This is a genomic window from Halobacteriovorax sp. GB3 (assembly GCF_028649655.1).
Lineage (GTDB): Bacteria > Bdellovibrionota > Bacteriovoracia > Bacteriovoracales > Bacteriovoracaceae > BSW11-IV.
The window spans coordinates 316,267-337,345 of the sequence record NZ_JAQSLN010000004.1 but is presented as its reverse complement, the minus strand read 5'-3'; the positions used below and the strand labels follow the sequence as shown (position 1 = coordinate 337,345).

14 protein-coding genes and 1 tRNA gene are annotated in these 21,079 nt (G+C 36.8%); 10 read left to right on the top strand and 5 right to left on the bottom strand.

Features of this window, described 5'->3' with window-relative positions:
• Positions 1 to 35 precede the first annotated feature (35 nt).
• Entirely contained in the window at positions 36 to 1,409 is a 1,374-nt protein-coding gene (locus HBN50_RS15145) for a response regulator (protein ID WP_273871413.1), read from the top strand.
• On the opposite strand, the gene HBN50_RS15140 is transcribed toward HBN50_RS15145, so the two are convergent.
• Complete coding sequence (locus HBN50_RS15140) at positions 1,402 to 2,103, bottom strand: biotin--[acetyl-CoA-carboxylase] ligase (protein ID WP_273871412.1); 702 nt, start codon at positions 2,101 to 2,103, stop codon at positions 1,402 to 1,404. The genes HBN50_RS15145 and HBN50_RS15140 overlap by 8 nt on opposite strands.
• A gap of 83 nt (positions 2,104 to 2,186) precedes the next feature.
• Between HBN50_RS15140 and rph the strand changes: the two genes are divergently transcribed.
• The 6 genes from rph to HBN50_RS15110 all read left to right on the top strand — a co-directional run bounded on the left by rph (position 2,187) and on the right by HBN50_RS15110 (position 7,681).
• Positions 2,187 to 2,894 (top strand): ribonuclease PH, encoded by a 708-nt coding sequence (rph, locus tag HBN50_RS15135; protein WP_273871410.1) that lies wholly within the window; start codon positions 2,187 to 2,189, stop codon positions 2,892 to 2,894.
• Between the two features lies 1 nt (position 2,895).
• Positions 2,896 to 3,492 carry an RdgB/HAM1 family non-canonical purine NTP pyrophosphatase gene (gene rdgB, locus HBN50_RS15130; RefSeq protein ID WP_273871408.1) on the top strand — a complete coding sequence of 199 codons (597 nt, stop codon included), beginning with the start codon at positions 2,896 to 2,898 and terminating at the stop codon, positions 3,490 to 3,492.
• A gap of 36 nt (positions 3,493 to 3,528) precedes the next feature.
• A tRNA-Pro gene (locus HBN50_RS15125) sits at positions 3,529 to 3,605 on the top strand.
• An 820-nt stretch (positions 3,606 to 4,425) separates the two neighbouring features.
• Positions 4,426 to 4,962: a metal-dependent transcriptional regulator gene (locus HBN50_RS15120; protein ID WP_273871405.1), complete on the top strand. Its 537-nt coding sequence runs from the start codon at positions 4,426 to 4,428 to the stop codon at positions 4,960 to 4,962.
• Positions 4,955 to 6,835, top strand: a complete 1,881-nt coding sequence (locus HBN50_RS15115) for an FTR1 family protein (RefSeq protein WP_273871401.1) — start codon at positions 4,955 to 4,957, stop codon at positions 6,833 to 6,835. The genes HBN50_RS15120 and HBN50_RS15115 overlap by 8 nt, the downstream gene beginning before the upstream one ends.
• Before the next feature lie 54 nt (positions 6,836 to 6,889).
• Positions 6,890 to 7,681 carry a cation transporter gene (locus HBN50_RS15110; protein WP_273871398.1) on the top strand — a complete coding sequence of 264 codons (792 nt, stop codon included), beginning with the start codon at positions 6,890 to 6,892 and terminating at the stop codon, positions 7,679 to 7,681.
• A 56-nt stretch (positions 7,682 to 7,737) separates the two neighbouring features.
• Here the strand turns inward: HBN50_RS15110 and HBN50_RS15105 are convergent, their stop codons facing one another.
• Together HBN50_RS15105 and HBN50_RS15100 are read right to left on the bottom strand one after the other, a co-directional pair.
• Entirely contained in the window at positions 7,738 to 7,905 is a 168-nt protein-coding gene (locus HBN50_RS15105; protein WP_273871396.1) for a hypothetical protein, read from the bottom strand.
• A gap of 2 nt (positions 7,906 to 7,907) precedes the next feature.
• Complete coding sequence (locus HBN50_RS15100; protein ID WP_273871394.1) at positions 7,908 to 8,234, bottom strand: recombinase family protein; 327 nt, start codon at positions 8,232 to 8,234, stop codon at positions 7,908 to 7,910.
• Between the two features lie 613 nt (positions 8,235 to 8,847).
• Between HBN50_RS15100 and smc the strand changes: the two genes are divergently transcribed.
• Both smc and HBN50_RS15090 read left to right on the top strand, forming a co-directional pair.
• A complete protein-coding gene (gene smc / locus HBN50_RS15095) occupies positions 8,848 to 12,531 on the top strand; it encodes a chromosome segregation protein SMC (protein WP_273871393.1) in 3,684 nt (1,227 codons plus the stop codon).
• Between the two features lie 65 nt (positions 12,532 to 12,596).
• Entirely contained in the window at positions 12,597 to 13,211 is a 615-nt protein-coding gene (locus HBN50_RS15090; RefSeq protein WP_273871391.1) for a LolA family protein, read from the top strand.
• Between the two features lie 18 nt (positions 13,212 to 13,229).
• Here the strand turns inward: HBN50_RS15090 and HBN50_RS15085 are convergent, their stop codons facing one another.
• Positions 13,230 to 15,269 (bottom strand): transglycosylase SLT domain-containing protein, encoded by a 2,040-nt coding sequence (locus HBN50_RS15085; RefSeq protein WP_273871389.1) that lies wholly within the window; start codon positions 15,267 to 15,269, stop codon positions 13,230 to 13,232.
• A 186-nt stretch (positions 15,270 to 15,455) separates the two neighbouring features.
• On the opposite strand from HBN50_RS15085, the gene rimO reads away from it, so the two are divergent.
• Positions 15,456 to 16,847 (top strand): 30S ribosomal protein S12 methylthiotransferase RimO, encoded by a 1,392-nt coding sequence (gene rimO / locus HBN50_RS15080; RefSeq protein WP_273871386.1) that lies wholly within the window; start codon positions 15,456 to 15,458, stop codon positions 16,845 to 16,847.
• Positions 16,848 to 16,866: 19 nt separating this feature from the next.
• Here rimO and HBN50_RS15075 read toward each other — a convergent pair whose 3' ends face one another.
• The gene (locus HBN50_RS15075) at positions 16,867 to 20,928 is read right to left on the bottom strand and encodes an Ig domain-containing protein (RefSeq protein ID WP_273871384.1); all 4,062 of its coding nucleotides are present in this window, start codon (positions 20,926 to 20,928) and stop codon (positions 16,867 to 16,869) included.
• Positions 20,929 to 21,079 lie beyond the last annotated feature (151 nt).

Here is a 21,079-nt window from a genome sequence, read left to right as displayed (position 1 = left end):
TGCTTCAAATGAGAAATTAAGAGAAAATAAATGTCATGACAACAAAAGTATTAGTAGCAGATGACAGTCAGACAATTCAAAAAGTCGTTAAGATTACTTTAGCAGACACGAATTATGAAATCACGCCAGTATTAGATGGTGAGTCGTTTCGTAATGCTGTTAAGAGTGATGCATTCGATCTCATTCTATTAGATTTTTCCCTAGAAGGAAGTCAAAGCGGTTATGAGTTAGCAACTTTTGCTCACACACATATTCCGAATGTTGCAGTTATGGCCATGTTAGGGACTTTTGATTCAATTAATGATCAAAAGATGAATGATTGTGGAATTGCTGAAAAAATTACGAAACCATTTGAAAGTGAAAAATTCATTAGAAAGTGCCAAGAACTTATCGAATCAGATAGACCTCTCGCAGAGGTTAATTTAGATCGAACGGCAGAGCATTCTCTGCCTGAAGAGTTCAGCGAGTCCTCTGAACCAGAACTTGGTGACGACTGGGTTCTAGATTCTCCTGAAGTAGAAGATCACTCTTTTGATGATGAAGAAGATTTTCAAGATTCCTCGGCTTCAGAAAATATGTTAATGGAAGAAGCTAAAGGATGGGGAATTGAAGTTCCAAACGTTATTAATACACAGATGTCACTTGGAGAAATGCCACCAGTCATTGATGGTCAAAATAATGTAACGAACCTTCATGTTGTTGAAGAAGAGAGTTTTGAAAGCAGCCTTGAAGAAGAAGTCGATGACGCTTTTGAAGCCTTGAGTGCAGAACCTGTAGAAGAGGAAGAGGTCGTCTTACCTAGTAATGATGATCTCGATTACCCTGATATGGATGCTGATGTTGATTATATTGGCTCGAGTGAAGAGGATCTGAAGAGCGTCTCTTATCCTGGCGCTGTTCAAGAAGATGAGGAAGAAGTCTTCGAAGCATCAGATGAAAGTGATGAAGAATTAGAAATGAATATTGAATCAGAACTCGATGAAGATGCAACCGATCCGAGTTACCAAATTCCAAAGGAGTTTGCGAGAGATCTACAAACTGTATCTGAGGGTGATTCAATTCCTTCAGAAGATGCAGAGCAATTCTGGTCGATTGATGATGATAATGAGAATTTGAAAAATTTAGAATTAAAAACAGAAGTCAAAGGAAACCAGTTGAATTCAGCAGTAAGTGACATTCCTGAAAAAGCGGAATCTCAAGAGTACAGAGAATTTCAATTTGACGAAGATAAAATTGTAGAGCGAATTACAAATAATCTAAAACCAATGATAGAAGAGTTGATCAAGGAAGCTTGTAAATCTAAAGTTGAAGAGGTTACTTGGGAAGTAATTCCTGATCTTGCAGAGAACTTGATTAGAAAAGAAATCAAAGATATCTCATCTACAGTAATGAACGAATCAATCAAATAGAAAATCTAAGAGAGCCCGAATAGAATTCGTGGCTCTCTTTATCTATCTCAATGACCGCTTGTCCCCATTGACCAATACCTTTAAAAATCCCACTAACCTCATCGGAATCATTAATAATAGTGACAGGCTTATCAATATGAAGACATCTCTTTTTCCATTCTTTAATTACAGTTTGTTCATCAAGTCTGTTGGATATAATGAACTGAACAATTTCTTGTGGCAATTCATGTTGTAGATCAGAAGAAATCTTTGAGTCTAAAACAGTTGAGACACTATAGCGATCATTACAAATTTCAATTACATTATTTGAGTGACCAAGATTGAGACCAATACCTGCAATGACTGTGGAGCCCTTTAATTGGCACAAAATACCACCAACTTTTTCACCTTTCCCGGTTAAAATATCATTAGGCCATTTTAAAAAGATTCTCTTATTAAACTTATTTTCAATGTAGAGAGATAGAAGAGCACCAAGTTCAAGGGGTGTCAGAGTTTGCTTTGAATGAGCTTTTAAAGTGAAGCTAAAGGCCAATGCATTTGATTGATCAATCCACTTATTCCCTCTACGTCCTACTCCCTTCGTTTGTTGATTTGTAGAAATGAGGACGTCATGATCTAAAGATGTAAGCTCATCAAAATTGTCATAGAGATATTGTTGAGTTGAATCAATTGAATTCTTTTTTATATGTTTCATTTTAAAATCTATATTAGCTGTTTAAAAAAAAGCTTTCTCATGTAAAGATAGAGATGTCTAATCAATAAAATTCAGAGGTTTCTATGTCACTTATCGAAAGATCAAATCCACGTCAAATTTCTTTTACTCCAAATATTAATCCTTATGCAGCAGGAAGTGTTATTGCTGAATTTGGGAACACAAAAGTTCATGTTACAGCAACTGTAGAAGAATCAGTACCGGGATTCCTCAAAGGTAAAGAGCAGGGATGGGTGACAGCTGAATATAATATGCTTCCATCTTCTACTCATACGCGTATGCGTCGTGAAAGGAGTAAAGTTGGTGGAAGAACACAAGAGATCCAAAGACTTATTGGAAGAAGCCTAAGAGCGATTATTGACCTAAAGAAATTAGGAGAGAGATCAATTGTTATTGACTGTGATGTCCTTGTTGCCGATGGTGGAACAAGAACAACGTCAATCTCTGGAGCTTATGTTGCATTAGAGCTAGCAGTTAAAAAGTTAATGGCAGAAGGTCTTCTTGCTGAAAATCCTATTAATGAACAAATGGGTGCACTTAGCTGTGGAATCAATGAAGCAGGAAAAATTATCGCTGATCTTAATTATGAAGAAGATTCAAGCTGTGAAACAGATATGAATATCGTAATGACAAAATCTGGTAAATTTATCGAAATCCAAGGAACAGCAGAAGGTGTTCCTTTTTCAAGAGAACAACTTGATGCTCTTGTGGAATGTGCTGAAGAGTCTTTAAAAGTCGTTTTTGAAAAGCAAAACGAAGTCCTAGGGAGATAAAATGAATTTCTTATTAGCGACAGGAAATGCACACAAAGCAGAAGAATTTGCAGAATTATTCAATCCAGAAATTCTTCAAATTACAGCAGCACCTGAGAAGCTAGAGGTAATCGAAGACGGTAAGACATTTCATGAAAATGCCTTGAAGAAGGCAAAATCTTATTACGACAAATATAAACAACCAGTTATGGCAGATGACTCTGGACTTTGTGTTCAGGCTCTGCCTGATGAGCTAGGGATATATAGCGCAAGATTTGGTGGTGATGACCTGAGCGCCAAAGAGCGAGCTGAGCTTTTGTTGGAAAAATTACAAGGTGTTCAAGCAAAAGACCGCTCAGCATATTTTATTTGTGTCTTGTGCTTTTATTTATCAGAAGATGAGTACTTCTTTTTCGAGGGAAGGCTGCAAGGGCGTGTTGGAGAAGAGTATAAAGGCGATTTCGGCTTTGGCTATGATCCCGTATTCTATCCAGAAGGGGAAAACGAGCATTCGAGCTTGGCAATGCTGCCAGATTGGAAAGCAAAAAATTCACACCGAGCGATCGCTTGCCAATTTGCTGAAAACTTTTTTAAGGAAAGAGTTTGCCAATCAAGGTGATTTGCGTTAATAATACTTCTCACCAAGATCTTTAGTCGGAGCGTAGCGCAGCTTGGTAGCGCACTTGCTTTGGGAGCAAGGGGTCGGAGGTTCGAATCCTCTCGCTCCGACCATTTTTTTATAATCCATTATATTTACTTCACGTCCACTAACCGACATCGTTCGTTCGGGCACTGACGTTTCCTCTCTCTCTTTTTTCGAGGGTTAGTATGCTCCACATCAAAAAGCTTTGCTTTTTGCTGCGGGCAAATAGCTCCGACCATTTTTTTATAATCCATTATATTTACTTCACGTCCACTAACCGACATCGTTCGTTCGGGCACTGACGTTTCCTCTCTCTCTTTTTTCGAGGGTTAGTATGCTCCACATCAAAAAGCTTTGCTTTTTGCTGCGGGCAAATAGCTCCGACCATTTTCTTTTATCATCGAATATATTTATTTCACGTCCACTAACCGACATCGTTCGTTCGGGCACTGACGTTTCCTCTCTCACTTTTTTCGAGGGTTAGTATGCTCATCATCAAAAAGCTTTGCTTTTTGACGCTGGCAAATGGCTCCGACCATTTTTTGTGCGATATTTATTGCACTATTTTTAAATCACTGAAATTATTGTTTTTTAGCCCAAAAGCTTGGTTCGTCTGCGATATTTTTCAACGAAATTGCGATATTTAAATCATGATTGTGAACTATTTATTTGCGATATTTAATCACAGCGATGAATGAAAATTAGTAATCTCTAAATTTATGTTTTACTCAATCCCAAATCTGAAAATTTATGAAATCTCTAAAAGGTTAAGACGACACACTCCCCGCTCTTTTTTGTTCTCGACTGGATGGAGAAACTTTCCAGAGAGCAATCCTCACTGTTAGGCATGCTTGACAATATTAGAGATTAAAAATATGTTAGGCATACCTAACATAAAAAGAGGATGCCTTGGAATTTCAATTTGGACAGTACTGGAAGGAATATAGTGAAAACGAATTATCACATTCTGAAACGCACTATCTCTTAACTATTTATTCATTTTTACAAAAAAGTGATCAACTCAGAGCTTCCACTATCGCCAAAGAACTTGGTGTTAGTAGAAATGCTGTTCATTTACAGCTCAAAAAGTTATCAGAAAAAAAACTTGTTAAAATAAAAGATAACTTTATATCACTTCCAAAGCATTCGATAGTGTTAGTCGAAAAAATCGCTAATAAGAGACAAACGATGATTGTCTTGCTTACAGAAGTGTTGGGACTTCCTGAACATATAGCTGTGACGGATAGTTGTAAAATAGAGCATTTACTATCTGATGAAACGGGTGAATCTCTACTTAAGTTTGTTCAATTCTTACGTTCTGATCGCAAGGTCGTTTTGCAATTTTTAAAAGAGTTTCAAAAATATTACCTACAATGTGACCCCGAAATTGGCTGTGGTCTTTGTGAAAATATACATTCTATGGAGAAAGGCAATGAGGATGATTAAGATATTTTTTTGTTTGTTATTTGTTATTGGTTCTACAGCATTTGCATCGACTAAAGAGAACCAATTAGCTGTCCACCTTTTAAGCTATTTAGCTCAGGACTACGGTGAAGCTGTTGCCAATGGAAAAGTTATAAGTAAAGGAGAATATGAGGAACAAATTGATTTCTCCAATGAAGTTATTAGAATTGCAAAAGAAAATAATTATAATCAAAGTTTAAGCTCTAGTATTCAAAATCTTAATCAGTCAATTCTAGCTAAAAGTAAGGTTCATGAGGTTTCTGCTCTAGCAAATAAAATAAAGTCTGAAATTTTAAAACAGTTCAATCTTTTAACTTATCCTGAGACAAAAATTGACCTAACTAGAGCGGCCAATTTATATAAGAATAATTGCATGAGCTGTCATGGTCAGAATGGATATGGTGATGGTGAGGCCGGAGAAGGGCTAGAGCCAAGTCCTACGAACTTTCATGACTTAGAGAGAATGAGAAATGTATCTCCTTATGGGGCATATAATACCATTACCCTAGGAGTAAATGAAACAGGAATGGCCGCTCACGACTATCTTTCAAAAGAAGATCGTTGGTCGTTAGCTTATTATGTATCTAGCTTTCGTTTTAAGAACATAGAAAAGAGAGCAGGTTTAGTTTTAGATGTTAAGGAAAGCTCTTCCCTTTCAGACAATGAGATTCAAAAAAAATTCGATTTGAAAGAGGATGATTTAATGGGAATGATGGCAACGATAAGAGACATCAATTCACCACCACCTTCAAACGGCAATAAAGGGCAAGTTGAAATTTATTTAAAAAAGGCAATCAAGGACTTAAAAGCAAGCTTTTCACTATATAAGGCAGGAAAATTAAAAGAGGCCAGGAATCTTTCATTATCTGCTTATTTGCAGGGAGTTGAGCCTGTCGAGGGAATTTTAAAGTCTAAGAATGCAGACTTAGTAATTGAGCTAGAGACATCATTGGCAAAATATAGAGGTTTAATTAGTGAAAGTGCTAATCATAGCAAAGTCGAATCCGTTTTAAACCCCATACTGAGTAAGCTCCAAGGGGCCATAGATACCTCAACGATCAAGAAAACAAATGTATCATCATTTTTAGTGTCTTTTGGCATTGTACTAAGGGAAGCATTTGAGGCAGGCCTTATATTATTTTTGTTACTGAGCCTTACTAGGAAGTCTAATGCAACTGCATTTAATAAACATATTCATTTAGGCTGGATATCTTCAATAGCAATCGGAGTTGGTGCATATATCTTGCTGAGTAGATATATTAGTATAACAGGGGAAGTTGCTGAATCTCTTGAGGGATATACTGCGTTAATCGCATCCTTATTATTGTTTTATGTCGGATACTGGATGCATAAAAATACTGATATTCAAAAACTAAAAGATAAATTTACCTCAGCAGTAGACACTACTCTCGGAAGTGGGAGAGGTTTGACTTTATTTTTTATTGCATTTACTGCATCTTTTAGAGAAATATTTGAAACAATACTTTTTCTTAAAGTATTAATTCTTGACGGTTATCAGCAGTACTTTGTTGGAATTGGAGCTATATCAGCAGTGCTATTAACCTTTTTTGTCATTTTGGTTGCGATTAAATTCTCAATCAAGCTTAACTTAAAGTATCTATTTAAGGCATCAACTATATTAATTTTGAGTTTATCGACAATTTTTTTAGGAAAAGGAATTGGTGCTCTTCAAAAGACTGGTGTATTTCCACAAACTTCGCTAGATATTTTTTCTCTACCATCAATAGGCTTTAATTCGACGCTAGAAGTTCTAATCGCACAAATGATTATGGTTCTTTTAGTCCTCTCTTTTTTCATCGCTTCCAGATTAAAATTGGAAAAAGGTATGGCATAGGTGCAAAAAACATCTGTAAATATAAAAAAAATGGATTGTCCTTCGGAAATAAAAATGATCGAAGGATTGATGGAAAACTTAGATCCAAGTGCAAAGATGGAGTTTGATTTAGAGTCTAGGACTGTGCATTTTTATCATAGTGTGGATAAGCACCAAATAATAGAATCTTTGAATACCATATCCCTTCCTGGTGAGTTAATTAGTACAGAAGAAATAGGAATTGATGAAGTTCCAGATATTGCTCCTAGTGTAGAAGCGAAAACGTTAAAATACTTACTAGGCATAAACTTTACGATGTTTGTTATTGAGATCATGTTAGGGTTTTATGCTGAGTCTACAGGGCTTCTCGCTGATGGACTTGATATGCTAGCTGATTCATTTGTCTATGGCCTAAGTCTTTACGCTGTCGGAAAGTCGATCTCAATGAAGCACAAAGCAGCATACTTTAGTGGAGTAATGCAAATCTCTCTTGGCTTGCTTTGCCTAGTCGAGGTCGGTAGAAAGTTCTACTTTGGGAGTGAGCCACTTTCTAATTATATGATTGTCGTTTCAATGATCGCTCTTATCGCGAACCTTTGGTGTCTTGTTTTGATTCACAAGCATAAAGACGGCGAAGTTCATATGAAGGCCAGTTGGATTTTTTCTGCTAATGACGTAATTGTTAATACAGGAGTAATTGTTTCTGGTGCGTTAGTTTATTTTCTTAATAGTAATATACCAGATTTAATTATTGGTGGAATTGTCTCTATTATAGTAATTAGAGGCGGTATTAGCATAATTAGGTTATCAAAAATCAAGAAAGTAGAGCCAGTAAAAGAGACATGTTGTTCTAATAAATGTGATTAACTAGTCATTAAGCCTTTTTGAATTTTGGTACTAATAGAGCTATGGCCAAAAGGGGCTTAATTTCTCTGAATCATTTTTAAAGTAAAATCTTCTAAGCTTGGCAGACCCCTTTGTATTTTTGTGAGAGCTTCCTTTTTGATGGCCTTACTAGAGAAGTTTAAAACTGTCGTTCCAGTAACGGCTGTAAAAATTATCGCAAGAATGATTTCAATAACTGCACGCATGATTATTCCTCCTGTTTGGTTTCACGCTTTATAATGGTAGAGATAACGGACTTGTCCCAAAGACCGCCGTACTTACCTTTAATTTTCTTATCATTTAGAATTCGAGCTATTTTTCGCAAAGAGTTGTTTTGGGAATGAAGCTCCAAGATGAGCTTGATAATTTTTTGCTCTTTCTCACAAAGAACCAACTCGCCATTTTCGACCTTGTAGCCGTACTTAGGTTTTGAGGGAATTGGAGTTTCTGACTTCTTAATTCCATGCGCCTGAAGAGCTTCGATGATAGAGGTCTTTGGCCACTTTCCTTCAGTGAGTTCACTGATTTTGCTCATCGAGAGATCAAAATCGAGGTATAGTTTCCGTAAAATTCCGATATTTTCCTTGGGATTATTGAAAAATGTGTAATAAAAACAGATAGATATGAACAATTAGGGCTTGGTTCGCATACGGTGTCGGCGAGCCGACCATTTTCTTTTATAATCGAATATATTTACTTCACGTCCACTAACCGACATCGTTCGTTCGGGCACTGACGTTTCCTCGCTCACTTTATTCGAGGGTTAGTATGCTCATCATCAAAAAGCTTTGCTTTTTGACGCTGGCAAATGGCTCCGACCATGCTTGGTGATTGAAGTTCTGTTTGAACTTTAGATATTCTTTGATTTCGTTGTCTGGCTTCGTTTGCCCAACTCGGTAGTCTAGAATTTTTCTTCTTAACTCTTTAGGGTAGTAGCTAAGTAGGATGAGTGTTCCGAACTTTGGCTGGATTTGCTGGGTGCGACGCGTCTAGTTGAGCTAGTAAAAAGGGCTTTGAATTGATGAGTAGAGGGGTTTAGAACCTTTCAACGTCTTACTCTTGGCGAAAAAGTCGTGTACGAATCGGCCAATAAATGGTAATTTTTTTCGACCTACACACGAAATCTAACACAAAGCAGAGGAACGCTTGTGAAGCTTAAGAGACTTATCATTCAGGGGTTTAAATCCTTCAAAGACAGAACTGTTATTAATTTCGATGATGGAATTACGGGGATTGTTGGCCCGAACGGTTGTGGAAAATCAAATATTGTTGACGCCCTCTTTTGGGTAATGGGTGAGCAATCGGCAAAACACCTTCGTGGGAAATCTATGAAGGACCTTATTTTTGCTGGATCATCTAAATATAAGCCAGGCGCATTTGCAGAGGCTTCACTTGTTCTAGAAAATGACGACGGTAAACATATTCACATTGGAAACAAAGTTAGTTCTCCAACTGAGATTGTTTTAACTCGTAAACTCTATCGTAACGGTGAAACAGAGTATCGTATCAATAATATTCCTGCGAGACTTCGTGATATTCAAGAAGTTTTCATGGACACTGGTGCTGGTGCGAAATCTTATTCAATTATTGCTCAAGGTGAGATCAACCGACTTGTTCAGCAAAAGCCTGAAGAACGTCGTACGATGATTGAAGAAGTTGCTGGAATTACTAAATTTAAAATTCGTAAGAAAGAATCACTCAAAAAGATTGAGCAAACGGAATCAAACCTTTCTAGATTGAATGACCTTCAAATTGAAATTGAGAAGAATCTTAAATCTCTTGAAAAGCAGGCTGAGAAGGCCGAGAGAGCGAGATCTTTAAAAGATAAGATCAGAAGAAATGAGCTAGTTGTTAACGCTCATAAAGTTTTTGATATTATGAAAGACTTCCGTGAAGGGAGATCCACTCTTGTTGAAAAGAAGGCCGAGATTGAAACTTGGTCTACTAAGAAAGATATGCTCGAGGTATCTCTTGAAGAAGAGAGATTTCAAAAAGAAGAGCAGACTGAAAAAATTGAGACTCTTTCTCGTGAAAGAAACGAAATTTCAAATAAGCTTGCTAAAGATGAAGAGAGGCTTAACGGTCTTTGTTCAACTCTTACTGATAAAGAGAAGCAAATCGAAATGCGTGAGCGCGAGCTAGAAGAGCTTCAAGAAGAGCAGAATGAAAGAAAACAAAAAGTATCGACACTTCAAGAAACTCTAAGAGAAATTGAAGAGAAGAATGCTGAAGAATTTGATTTTTCTGATGTTGAGCAAAGAGTTGAAACTCTTAAAGAAGAGTTAGAACTTAAGACGACAAGTTACAATGAAATTAAAGAAGAGCACGAAGAGAAAAAAGATAGTTTACAGAAACTTTCTCAGACAGTTTTTCAAAATAATTCTAAGCTAGAAGAATACAGTACAAGTTTAGAAGACATCTCTGTTGAAATTGAAGCTCTTGAAAAACAATATTCAGGTGTTTCAACGGAAATTCAAAATGAAAGAGATGCTGTAAATGAAGCAGAAACTCTTGTCGCTGAATTAACAGAAAAAGATGAGACGTCTAAAGCGGAACTTGATCTTCTTTCAAGTGAAGTAAAAGTTCTTGAAAGAGAATTAAAGGACAAATCAAAAGAAGTTATTACGACTGAATCTCGTCTCAATTCTCTTAAAGAAATCAATGCTTCTCTTGAAGGTGCGAAAGAAGGCGCGAGTGATTTTCTTGGATCTACTGATTCTGAATCATTTGCTCTTTTAGGAACACTTATTAATTGTGAAGACCAGTACACGAAAGCGGTACAAGCACTTCTAAGTGACTTTCTTGATACTGTCGTAACAAGTTCTGATGACCTTACTGATTTTAATAAGTGGTATGCTGTTAACCCTGAGAAAGCCGTTGATTTTCTAATTGGAAATAAGAGTGCTGATCTTGCATCAGACGAGTCGAAAGCTCGCCTGCAATTAGCCTTTGGTGAAAATGTAAGAGCACTTTCTGATTTGATTGATCTTCCTGAGCAATTCAAGTCGAGACTTGTTCCATTTTTTGAAGGATACTATCTCGTTGATGAACTCGATGAAGGTAAATTTGAATCACTTAATTTTGACCTTAACTATAAGGCCATTTCAACATTCGATGGTACGAAGACTATTAAGAATGTTGGTAATGGAAAAGTATTAAGTCTTAAAAGCTCTAATGATGAAGGGCAAGGGGTTATTGCTAGAAATAACCTTATTCAAGAACTTGAAGAGAAGATGGTTGTTCTTTCTAAAGAACTATCTGAACTTGAAGAGAAGACTGAGACTAAATCTGAGCTCTTAGAAGATAAGAAAAATGACTTTGATCTTCTACGCTCATCTCTTTCTGATGCGAGAGCTGATTTTGCTGCTAAGAAATCTGCCCTAGAATCAAAACTAGCGGGAATGGAGTCTGGGAATACAAGACTTGATATTCTTAAAAATAGAAAACAAGAAATTTCTAAGTCGAGACTTGAGCTCTTAGAGAGTGAAGAGTCTCTTGCAAATAATGTTTCATCTCTTGAAGAAGAGATCGAAGACCTTTCTTCACGATTAGAAGAACTTCAATCTGAACTAACAGACCAAAGATCTGTATACGAAGAGCAGAAAGAAGAACTTATGCAAAGAAAACTCGATGCTAAGTCTTATGAAGAAAGAGTAAATGGAATAACGAATCAAATTGAAGATATTGAGGCTCAGGTTGAGAAGCAACAGACAAGAATTGAGTCTAATCTTAATTTGATTGAGCAATATAAAGAAGAAATTGAAAATATCTCAAATGAGCTCGACACTCTCGAAGCGCAGAACCAAGACACAGCAGAAGTCCTCTCTGATAAAGATGAAGTTCTTAGTGTACTTAAAGATCAATTCTCTGAACTACTCCTTGCTATGCAAGAGAGAGAAGATGAAGCGAAAGAACTTGGTAAGAAAATCAATCAAAATGATAAGCTTGTTAATGAACTTGAACTTCGTTTTACTCAATTTGTTAACGAAGAAGAAGAGATCACAAGAAATATCTTTGAAAAGTATAGAGTTGATCTACGTTATGCTCTTGGAAAATTTCTTGAGTATGAAGAAAGTGATTTCGAAGAACTTAAAGATGTTTCAACGATGTATTTCATTGAAACTGAAACAGGTACAAAAGAAATCGAAAGAGAAGATTACGAATTCTCTCGTCGCTATGGCCAAGATCTTAAAGACTGTGGTCACAAGCTTAAGCAATATAAAATGGAATATGGCCGCCTAGGTGAGATTAACTGGCAAGCTATTGAAGATTATGATCGTCAGAAGGCGAGAAATGAATTCCTAAAAGTTCAAGAAGGAGAGTTACGTCAATCTCTTGAAGATCTTCAAAATGCAATTAATCATATTGATGAAAAATCTAAAGTAAGATTTAAAATTGCTTATGAAGAAGTTAACACTCGTTTCCAAAAAGTATTTCCAATTATTTTTGGAGGAGGTAGTGCGACTCTTAAAGTTACAGGAGACCTTGATTCAATTGAATGTGGTGTTGAGATTATTGCTCAGCCTCCTGGAAAGAAAATGCAGAACATTAACTTAATGTCAGGTGGTGAGAAGGCCATGACTGCAGTTTCTCTTATTTTCTCTATCTTTCTTGTTAAGCCATCTCCGTTCTGTCTTCTTGATGAGGTTGACGCTCCTCTTGATGATGCTAACGTTGGTCGATTCAATGAACTACTTAGAGAGATGAGTTCTGATTCTCAGTTTATTCTTATTACGCACAATAAGAAGACAATGGAGCTGAACGACACTCTTTATGGGGTAACAATGCAAGAGCCAGGTGTTTCTAAGGCAGTTTCTGTACAGCTTCACTAAGCACTTTGCTTGCTATTAAAATTTTGTCTATACTAAAGGGGTCTATTTTTGGAGGCCCCTTTTTTATGACTAAATTAATTATTGCTACATTTTTATTGAGTTTTGATGTTCTGGCATTCATGCCAAAGAGCTTCGAAGCAAATTTTAAACAAGAAAATATCTCAAAAAGAAAAAGACGTTCTAGAAGAGCTGCACCAAAAATTATTGAAGGAAAAGTTCAATATAAATTTCCTGGGCATATTCGTTTTGATGTTACATCTAAAGATAATAAATTAACTTACGTAAGTAATAATAAAACGACTTGGTATTATACTCCTGCTTATACAGAAAAAGAGCAGGGACAAGTGACTATTCAAACAGCTAAGGCCAACCCTTTACACCTTCTCTTTGATGTCTTGAAGAATGGGCTGAAGTCGAATGAGTTTTATAATGTTAAAATTGATGGAGAGAAAGCACACTTAACGTTCTCTAAGGATTTCTCTTCGAAATTAGATATTGCTACGGCTGAAATTACATTTAAAGAGAAGAAAGAGTTTTCTCATATTCAGAAAATTGATCTTTCTTATTCAAGAGGAAAAGTTGTTAGCTTTCAATTCGGTGGTATTAAAGAAAATGTCGGATTATCATCAGATGTCTTTAATTTCAAAATTCCAAAAAATACTAAACAGATTCATCGCTAATTATAAAAGCTTTTCACCTCAAGATTCTGAGGTGAAAAAGCTTCTGTTAAATACAATATCATCTTCAGCATTCATTTTTTTATAGATAAAGAAATTTCTTAAAACGAGTTTTACATATTTTCTTGTCTCGGCATAAGGAATCATTTCGATAAACTCTATGAAATCTCCATCAAATCTTTCATCGTACCATCTTTTAACGGCTTGCCCACTGGCATTATAGCTGGCGACGTAGAGAGGAAACTTTCCATTGAATCTCTTTTGTAGCTCACCTAAAAGTGATGCTCCTAACAAAACATTTGTTTTAGGTGTAAAGAGATCATAGTGGTCTTTATATGGAATCTTGTAACGTTGACCAAGAACCTTTGCTTTTTCAGGGATTAATTGCATGACGCCAAAAGCATCGGCCCAGCTTCTTGCATGTTGATTGAATCCAGACTCTTGTCTTGAAATAGCATAGATAAGTTCTGGTGCGACATTAAATTTCTTAGAAGCTTTTTCAACTTCCTGCTTGAAAGGCTTAGGGAAAGCAAAAGTTGGATTCTCTAAAAGTAAGTCTTTTCTATCTTCTGATGGAATAGAATAGACCTGAGAAATCATTGCATCATAATATCCAACTCGTTCATAGAGAGGAAGTGAAGCAATTCTTTTTTCTCCCTTCCATACTCTTCTCATTGATTTGAGATAGTCCTTTGCAATATCAATTTCGCCAAGTGAGTAGAGCCATTCAAATGTTGTATCTTCAAGAGCTGTAATTTCATCAAAGCTATCAATTGGATCAATCTCTTTATTCAACTCAAGATGTGAGAGAAAAGAGTAGTACTCCATTGGGTCGATTGAGATGATTTCTTTAAATAAGTCTTCTGCCTCATCATTTTCTTTAAGGTGAAGATGAGTTTTCGCGAGCCAGAATCTGAAGCGTTGAGTATCAGGATTTTCTTCGACATAACGAGAAAATAGTTTTTTAGCTTCATTAAAATTTTTATCAGTATAGAGATTCCACCCAAGTGACCAAGCTATATTTTCTGATTTAGGATCGAGTTCGAAGGCCTTTTCATAGAAGTAGCGTGATTTCTTGAAGTCCTTAGCTTCCAGTCTCATAGAGCCTAGTAGCCAATAAGACTTTGCCAGTTCTTTGTTGTCTGGGTTGTATCTCTTATTGAGATCTTTTAGAGTTCTTTCGGCCTTAGAGCGCATATGCTCAGTCCACTGAGCTCGAGATAAAGTAATGATACTATCTACGAGGTAGTGATGAACTTTTGAGTTTCTGTTTTTACGGTAGTACTTCTTAAGGAAACTCACCATTCTTGCCGTTTCTTTAAGATATGTTTTCTTATCTCTTTCGATTTTATGTGAAAGACGAAGTCTATTCCATGCCTTCACTTTTTCATCTATCGTATAGTTTCTGTAGCGGATAATTTTAGTGTAGAGATTTCTCGCTTTCTTGAAAGAGCGATTACGCTCAAAGTCTCTGGCAACGGAATAAATATTCTCTTTAGTAATGACTTTGTTATATCTTGGAGCAACATCGTAAAGCTTTTCTGTTAAGTCATTGAGTGCTTCAATATTTTTTGCTCTTTTAGCTGATGAGATCGCAGCAAGCAGAACTTCTTCACGTTCTTTTTGAAGTCTTTTGTCTTTAATAACTTTCAAAGAAAACTTAGCCTGATAATCGACAAGAGAATGCTTGTTAGCTAGTTCAAGGGAGACTTCATTAAATCTCTTTTTCAACCAATTTGGAATCTCGTCCTCTTGTTGCCAAATTTGAACAAGCTTTTCTTCTGGCAGATCACAATTTTCTATTGATTTAAGCGTCGCTAACTTTGAAAGAGGAAAGTCATTTCTCTTAGAAAGTGAAATGAGATCAAAGCAGTTTTGATAATTATCTTTCTTGGCCTTCTTTAGAACAAGAGCAGCTTTTTCATTTTCATTTAATTCTTTAAGGTCTACATTAGGCTCTTTCCAAAGAGAGAGAATGCGATCTTTAGAGGGAGGGACCTCGAGGCCATGATGCGAACATGAGACCAAAAGGGCTAAAATAAAATATATCGATTTATGCACAAATCCTCCTAATTATCGTGCCATCCACGTTTGATAGTTTAACATAAAACTGGTCCTACGTCGTAACCTTTTGATTTTTAACGGATCATAAAGGTCGGGTATTGCATAAATTCTTCATACTCTTTTGAATTTAATTCGGATGTGCGGTAGAAATGACGCACAATTTAAAATAATTAAGAGGATTTCATGTCAGACGTAAGTACTCAAGATAAAAAGTTTTTAGATAAAACTGTATTCTTTTCTTCACTTGGTTGTTCAAAGAACCTTGTCGATTCACAAGTCATGCTCGGTTATATGGGTCTAGATGGATTTTCAATTGTTCCTGAGCCAGATAATGCTGAAGTTATCATTGTTAATACTTGTTCATTTATTGAAGCTTCAAAGAAAGAGAGTATCGATACGATTCTTGAACTTGCTGACTTTAAAAATGAAGAGGAAGGAAGATGTAAGGCCCTTGTCGTTTCTGGTTGTATGGCCCAAAGATATTCTGATCAACTTGAAGAGAATCTCCCTGAAGTTGATATGTTTATCGGAACAGGAGAATACAATAAAATTGTACCTCTTTTAAAAGCACTAGAAGACGGAAAGCTTGAAAAGAAGTCTTTTGTTGAAATCCCAAAATTTATTCACACTGAATTTGATCCGAGATTAAATACATCTCCATTTTATACGGCTTGGTTAAAAATCTCTGAAGGTTGTAATAGAAATTGTACATTTTGTATCATTCCAACACTTCGAGGAAGATTGAGATCAAGAACAGTTGAGTCTCTTGTAGAAGAGGCGAAAAAACTTTCAGAAAATGGAGTAAGAGAACTCAATCTAATCTCCCAAGATCTATCGGACTACGGTGTCGATCTTTCTGATGAGAATAATCTTTTCGAACTTCTTGGTGGCCTTGAGAGTGTCGATGGCGTTGATTGGATTAGATTATTTTATTTTTATCCTGATGAGTTAACGGATACAGTTATCGAAAAAATGGCTACATCACAAAAAGTGTGTAAGTACCTTGATATGCCAGTTCAGCATTTCTCTGACCATGTTTTAAAGAGAATGAATCGTAAAATTACAGGAGAAAAAATTCACGAGAGAATCTCTAAACTTCGTGAGCGTATTCCTGGAATTGTTCTTCGAACTTCTATTATCGTTGGGTTCCCTGGTGAATCTGATGAAGACTTTGAACTACTTCTTGAAGGGATCAAAAAGGCGAGATTCAATCACTTAGGTATTTTCCGTTATTCAGATGAAGAGGGGACACCGGCATTTAGATTGAAAGATAAGGTTCCACAAGAAGTGATCGAAGAGCGCTTTGATCGTCTGTATGAAGCGCAGAGAGAGATTGCTAGAGAGCTTAATCAAGAGTTTCTTGGTAAGAAAATTGATGTTCTTATTGAAGGAGAGCATCCTGAAACTGAACTTCTCATTCAAGGACGCCATTTTGGGCAAGCACCTGATATTGATGGTAATGTAATTATCAATGATATGAATGGATTTGATCTTCAAGAGGGTGACCTCGTTGAAGTTGAGGTCACTGAAGTTCTTGATTTTGATTTAGTTGGTACAATTATTTCTAAGAAATAAAAAGCTTTTCCAGGGACTCCTATTCAGAAGTCTCTGGAAAAAGACTATTAAACGGTGCAGTCGTATTGTTAATATTTCCAGCTGATGGAGGTGTTGCACAGAAGTTACCTGTGATCAATCCTCCTGAATCAATATCTAAAATATCATCTAGTCCAGTTGCCGAATCCATTCTCGTAGGGAAAACTTCATCGACACCATCAGAGACTTTAAAATCGACGTCCCAATCTCTTACAAAGAGATTGATAACTCCTAGATCATCACCAGCACCATTTTTACAACTGTACTTATAAATTGAGCGCGTACCGGCAAACATGTGAGTAGCATTTGCATCACCATTTGGAGATGTGTATACGGTCTGATTGATTTTATAAGGGTTTGCACTGTCTAAACAAGCAGCAGTTGATGATGAAGCCGCTCCATAAAAGTTTGCTAAATACATTGTCGTATTCTTTCTATACTCTGTGTGGTTATCAAATGGGTTTCCATAGTTACTATTAATTGGTGTTCCATTTGATAAAATATGGAGTATTCCAAATTGATTTGCATCATCGATCTGGTCGGAAGAAACAACACCTCTTAGAGCTCCTGATACGCAGGCCGAAAGTTTTCCACCGCAATCTGCAGGATCTTCTGTTGCGACTTCTTTAATGTAACAACCATCAACGTTACCTGAGAGAGAAGATGTATCAATCGCTGGCATTTCGTCGTTAGCAACCTGAGTTGCTACCGCTGCTGAGTATCCAGTTGTGATTGATGGATCATTATGTGTTGCTGAAGTCGTCCAAGTAGCGGCGTTATTAACACATTCATCGTAGTTATCATAAGACGTATTAGAGCAAGCGCCGTAGGCTTGGTAACAGCTAATAGCATCTGTTTCGCTTGTTTCTGATCCCGCGTTCATACAGCGGAAGCTAAATTTTGCCCATGTGAATCCTACTTGACCATATTGACCAGTGTCACAGTCTGGATACCAAGGACTACTCTCTGTTTTGTAGTTGAATGAGCAGAATGCTGTCTTTGGGTCTACGATAACAGCAGAACCTAAGTGGTCTGTCGTGTAGTTTCCAGCAGCACCTACGGCATAAGCACCAACATAGGTCGTATTTGTTCCATTATAACAATCTGACTCGCCTTCATTGATAACAGCAACTGTGTTGGTCGGCTGAGTCGCACCTGGTTGATAGCTATAGTAGAAGTAAGGAAGCTCTTCTATAAATTGGCACATATCATTACCAAAAGTAATTTGAGTTTCAAGACCCTTACTGTAAAGTTCTTGTTCTCCAGCATCGAGATAACAATCAATCTCTTTTGGGTTTGTCGAATCAAGTTCGTCTCTTAGAATTCTACATGGCGAATTTCCGTGGCCAAAACCAGCTTTATGTAAATTATAAGTAAAGGCACTTGTTGTACTTTTAAGTGTTACGTGATCATTAACCTTCCAATCGAAAGTGTGAGTCGTGTAACCGTATTGGTTATAGGCATAAATTGTATAACTTGTTTTTGAGACAAATGTTGAAGACGAACCTGTAAATTTCTTTTGATCCTGATCAACTGTAATGCCTGTTGGTAGTGTTGGCTTGAAGTCAATTTTTGTATCGCTATAATTTGTCGAGTCCATGTAAATACGGATCTCTTCATCTTCCCCTCTATTTGTATAGAAAGTAGGAGTTGTTTCAATTGTTGAAACTGTTCCATCGGCTGGCCCAACATAATAGTTAGCAAAGTCGACAGAGTCAGCAACTTGGAAAACACCTTCTTTAGGAGAAGCGATCGCAACCGCTCCGGCAATTTCATTTATTTGAGCTATCTTAGTGTTTGTACTGTTGAAGTCATCACCAACACTTGCTGATGGAGAAATACTGAAGCTAAATCTTAAATTATTAGCTGATACAGAGCTGATTGTCGCGCTACATCCGGCGGCACAAAGAACTGTACTTCCTTCAAGAAAATCGCCTTCAACAATTGAGACGTAGACATTACTCGAAACGATTTTATTAATGACACCACGGTTAGTGGCATCAATATAAATATCATTTGAACCTTTTGTACTTGAAAAATTCGTTGTGTTACTAAGAGCGAACTTCGCATTGTATTGAACAATGGCATCAGTTGAGTTTGTAACAAACGTCGCAGCATTACCAAATGCTTTGTGATTATCAATATCAACGCCAGGAGTGAAGCGGCCTTTGATAATCTTTACTTCTAAAAGATTGTTAACAGTGTCGCTGGCCATGACAATACCGATGGCCGCATTATCTCTCGACGTTACATAATCACCTTCTCCAAAGATACTTGCATTATTAACCTGAAGAAGAGTGTTTCTATTTGTCGTTAGGTTCTTTGGGCTATCTCCAATCGCTAGACTGAGGTTTGTAGAGATTGAAGTACCATCATTTCCAGTTGCCGTAATTGTAAATTCAGTTGGAATCAGATCAATTTCAGAGGCTCCTGTAATCGTTCCACCTGGATACCATTGAAGAGAACCACCTGTACAACTTACTTGTGATAGTGCTCGTGCACAGAGATTATCTACCCATGTACCACTGCTACAAGTGGCAGAGCTTGTAATTGATGTATCAATACACCTAGCTTTTGTTAGGAATTTAACTCCTGTCGCTAGTCCTGGAAGATTTGGCGAAACTGTATAAGTTACTTTTTGTTCATCATCTAGATTTGAAAGAGTAGAGTCTAAAGTCGGTGAGAAGGTAAAGTCTTGTCCCGTTTCATAAATCGTATAAGAATAAAGAGTTGTCGTCTTTTGTGCTACATAAGCAGTTCTGTTATCGACAGGTTCATTAGCAGTAAATGTCGGACCTGAAGTTGTTACTGTTACATAAGCATCTTGTCCATTTAGATAATCGATTTGACCAACGAGGCCATTGTTAGAAGCAATACTCGTAAATGTTTTACTAGAGGCATCTGAGATGAAGCTAGCTGGATCAGATAGTTTAACAAGAAGCTTTCCATTTACTGGGTTATTGTAAGTGAACGAGTTGCTACTATTTAAATTTCCAACTTTGAGTTTAAATGTTGTCGTTGTCGTTTTCTCAATTCCTGAGTGAAAAGCTGAGTACGTATAAGTCTGGGCAACCGTGTTCGATGTTGGTGTACCAGAAATAGCACCCGATTGAGAATCGAGGCTAAGACCTGGTGGGAGACCCGGAGAGATGTGAAATGAAATAGCTGGTCCCTCATTAGGTGTAGAGTTTGGATCGACACCTGTAGATGAAAAAATAGTTGGGAAGAAAGAATAAAGTGTTCCCGTTTCCAATAAGATGACAGCTTCACGTACTTCAGCTTTAGCTGTTACATAGATTGGATTATTAGAAGGGTCTTTAGAGTTATCTAAATATTCACCTGGTTTTACAATTCTAGAGTTTGTAAGTGAGACATTGACAGTGGCAGAAGCTGGATCAATATCAGTGATACGAGAGAATGAACCTTTATTTGATACAAGGATGTCACTATTTGAAGGAGTGACTGGATCATAATAGAAGGCCGAAGTATTCGTTACTGATAGTTGATAATTTGTTCCAACGTTGTCTCCAATTTGAAGGTCAGTAATTTCAGTTCCTGTTCCGATTGTCATAGAATAAGTCGCCACGGGGCTACTATATGAACTGTGCTTTAGCGTAATTGTATAAACTTGCTGTGCAGAGTACTTATTGGCTGAACCTGAAATTTCACCTGTCTTTGTATTGAAACCAAGACCAGTATTAGTGAAAAGATCAGGACTAATCGAATAGCTTAGATAGTTTTCGATTTTATCAACACCACCTATGAGTGAAGGATTAAATCCATCTGATAGGTTTAGACCATCGTTATCATCTTGCAGTTGTGAGGCCATATCCTCATAGATATTTAAATTGAGTGTACTGAGTGGGTAGGTTATCCCAATTGGAGGTGTACAAACTGGATCGATACCTTGATCACAATTCGTGAGATCTGGTCCATCGTCAGTTGCACCTTCTTCTTGCTTTGTGACAGGGTCTTCCTTAAATTTGGTAAGGCTGTCAGGCATGCATCCTTGAAATAATAGTACTAAAAAGAGTGTCGAAATAATTCCATTTATCGTTTTCATACGAATATTATCGACACCTTTTGTATAAACTTTTAGCAAGTTTTACTCATATTAGAATTTCAAATACTTAGCAGTGTTTGGAAAAGCGAAGATTTTTCCTAGTGCCAAGAAATTCAGCCATATAGAACACGAATCATATTGGAACTCCGAT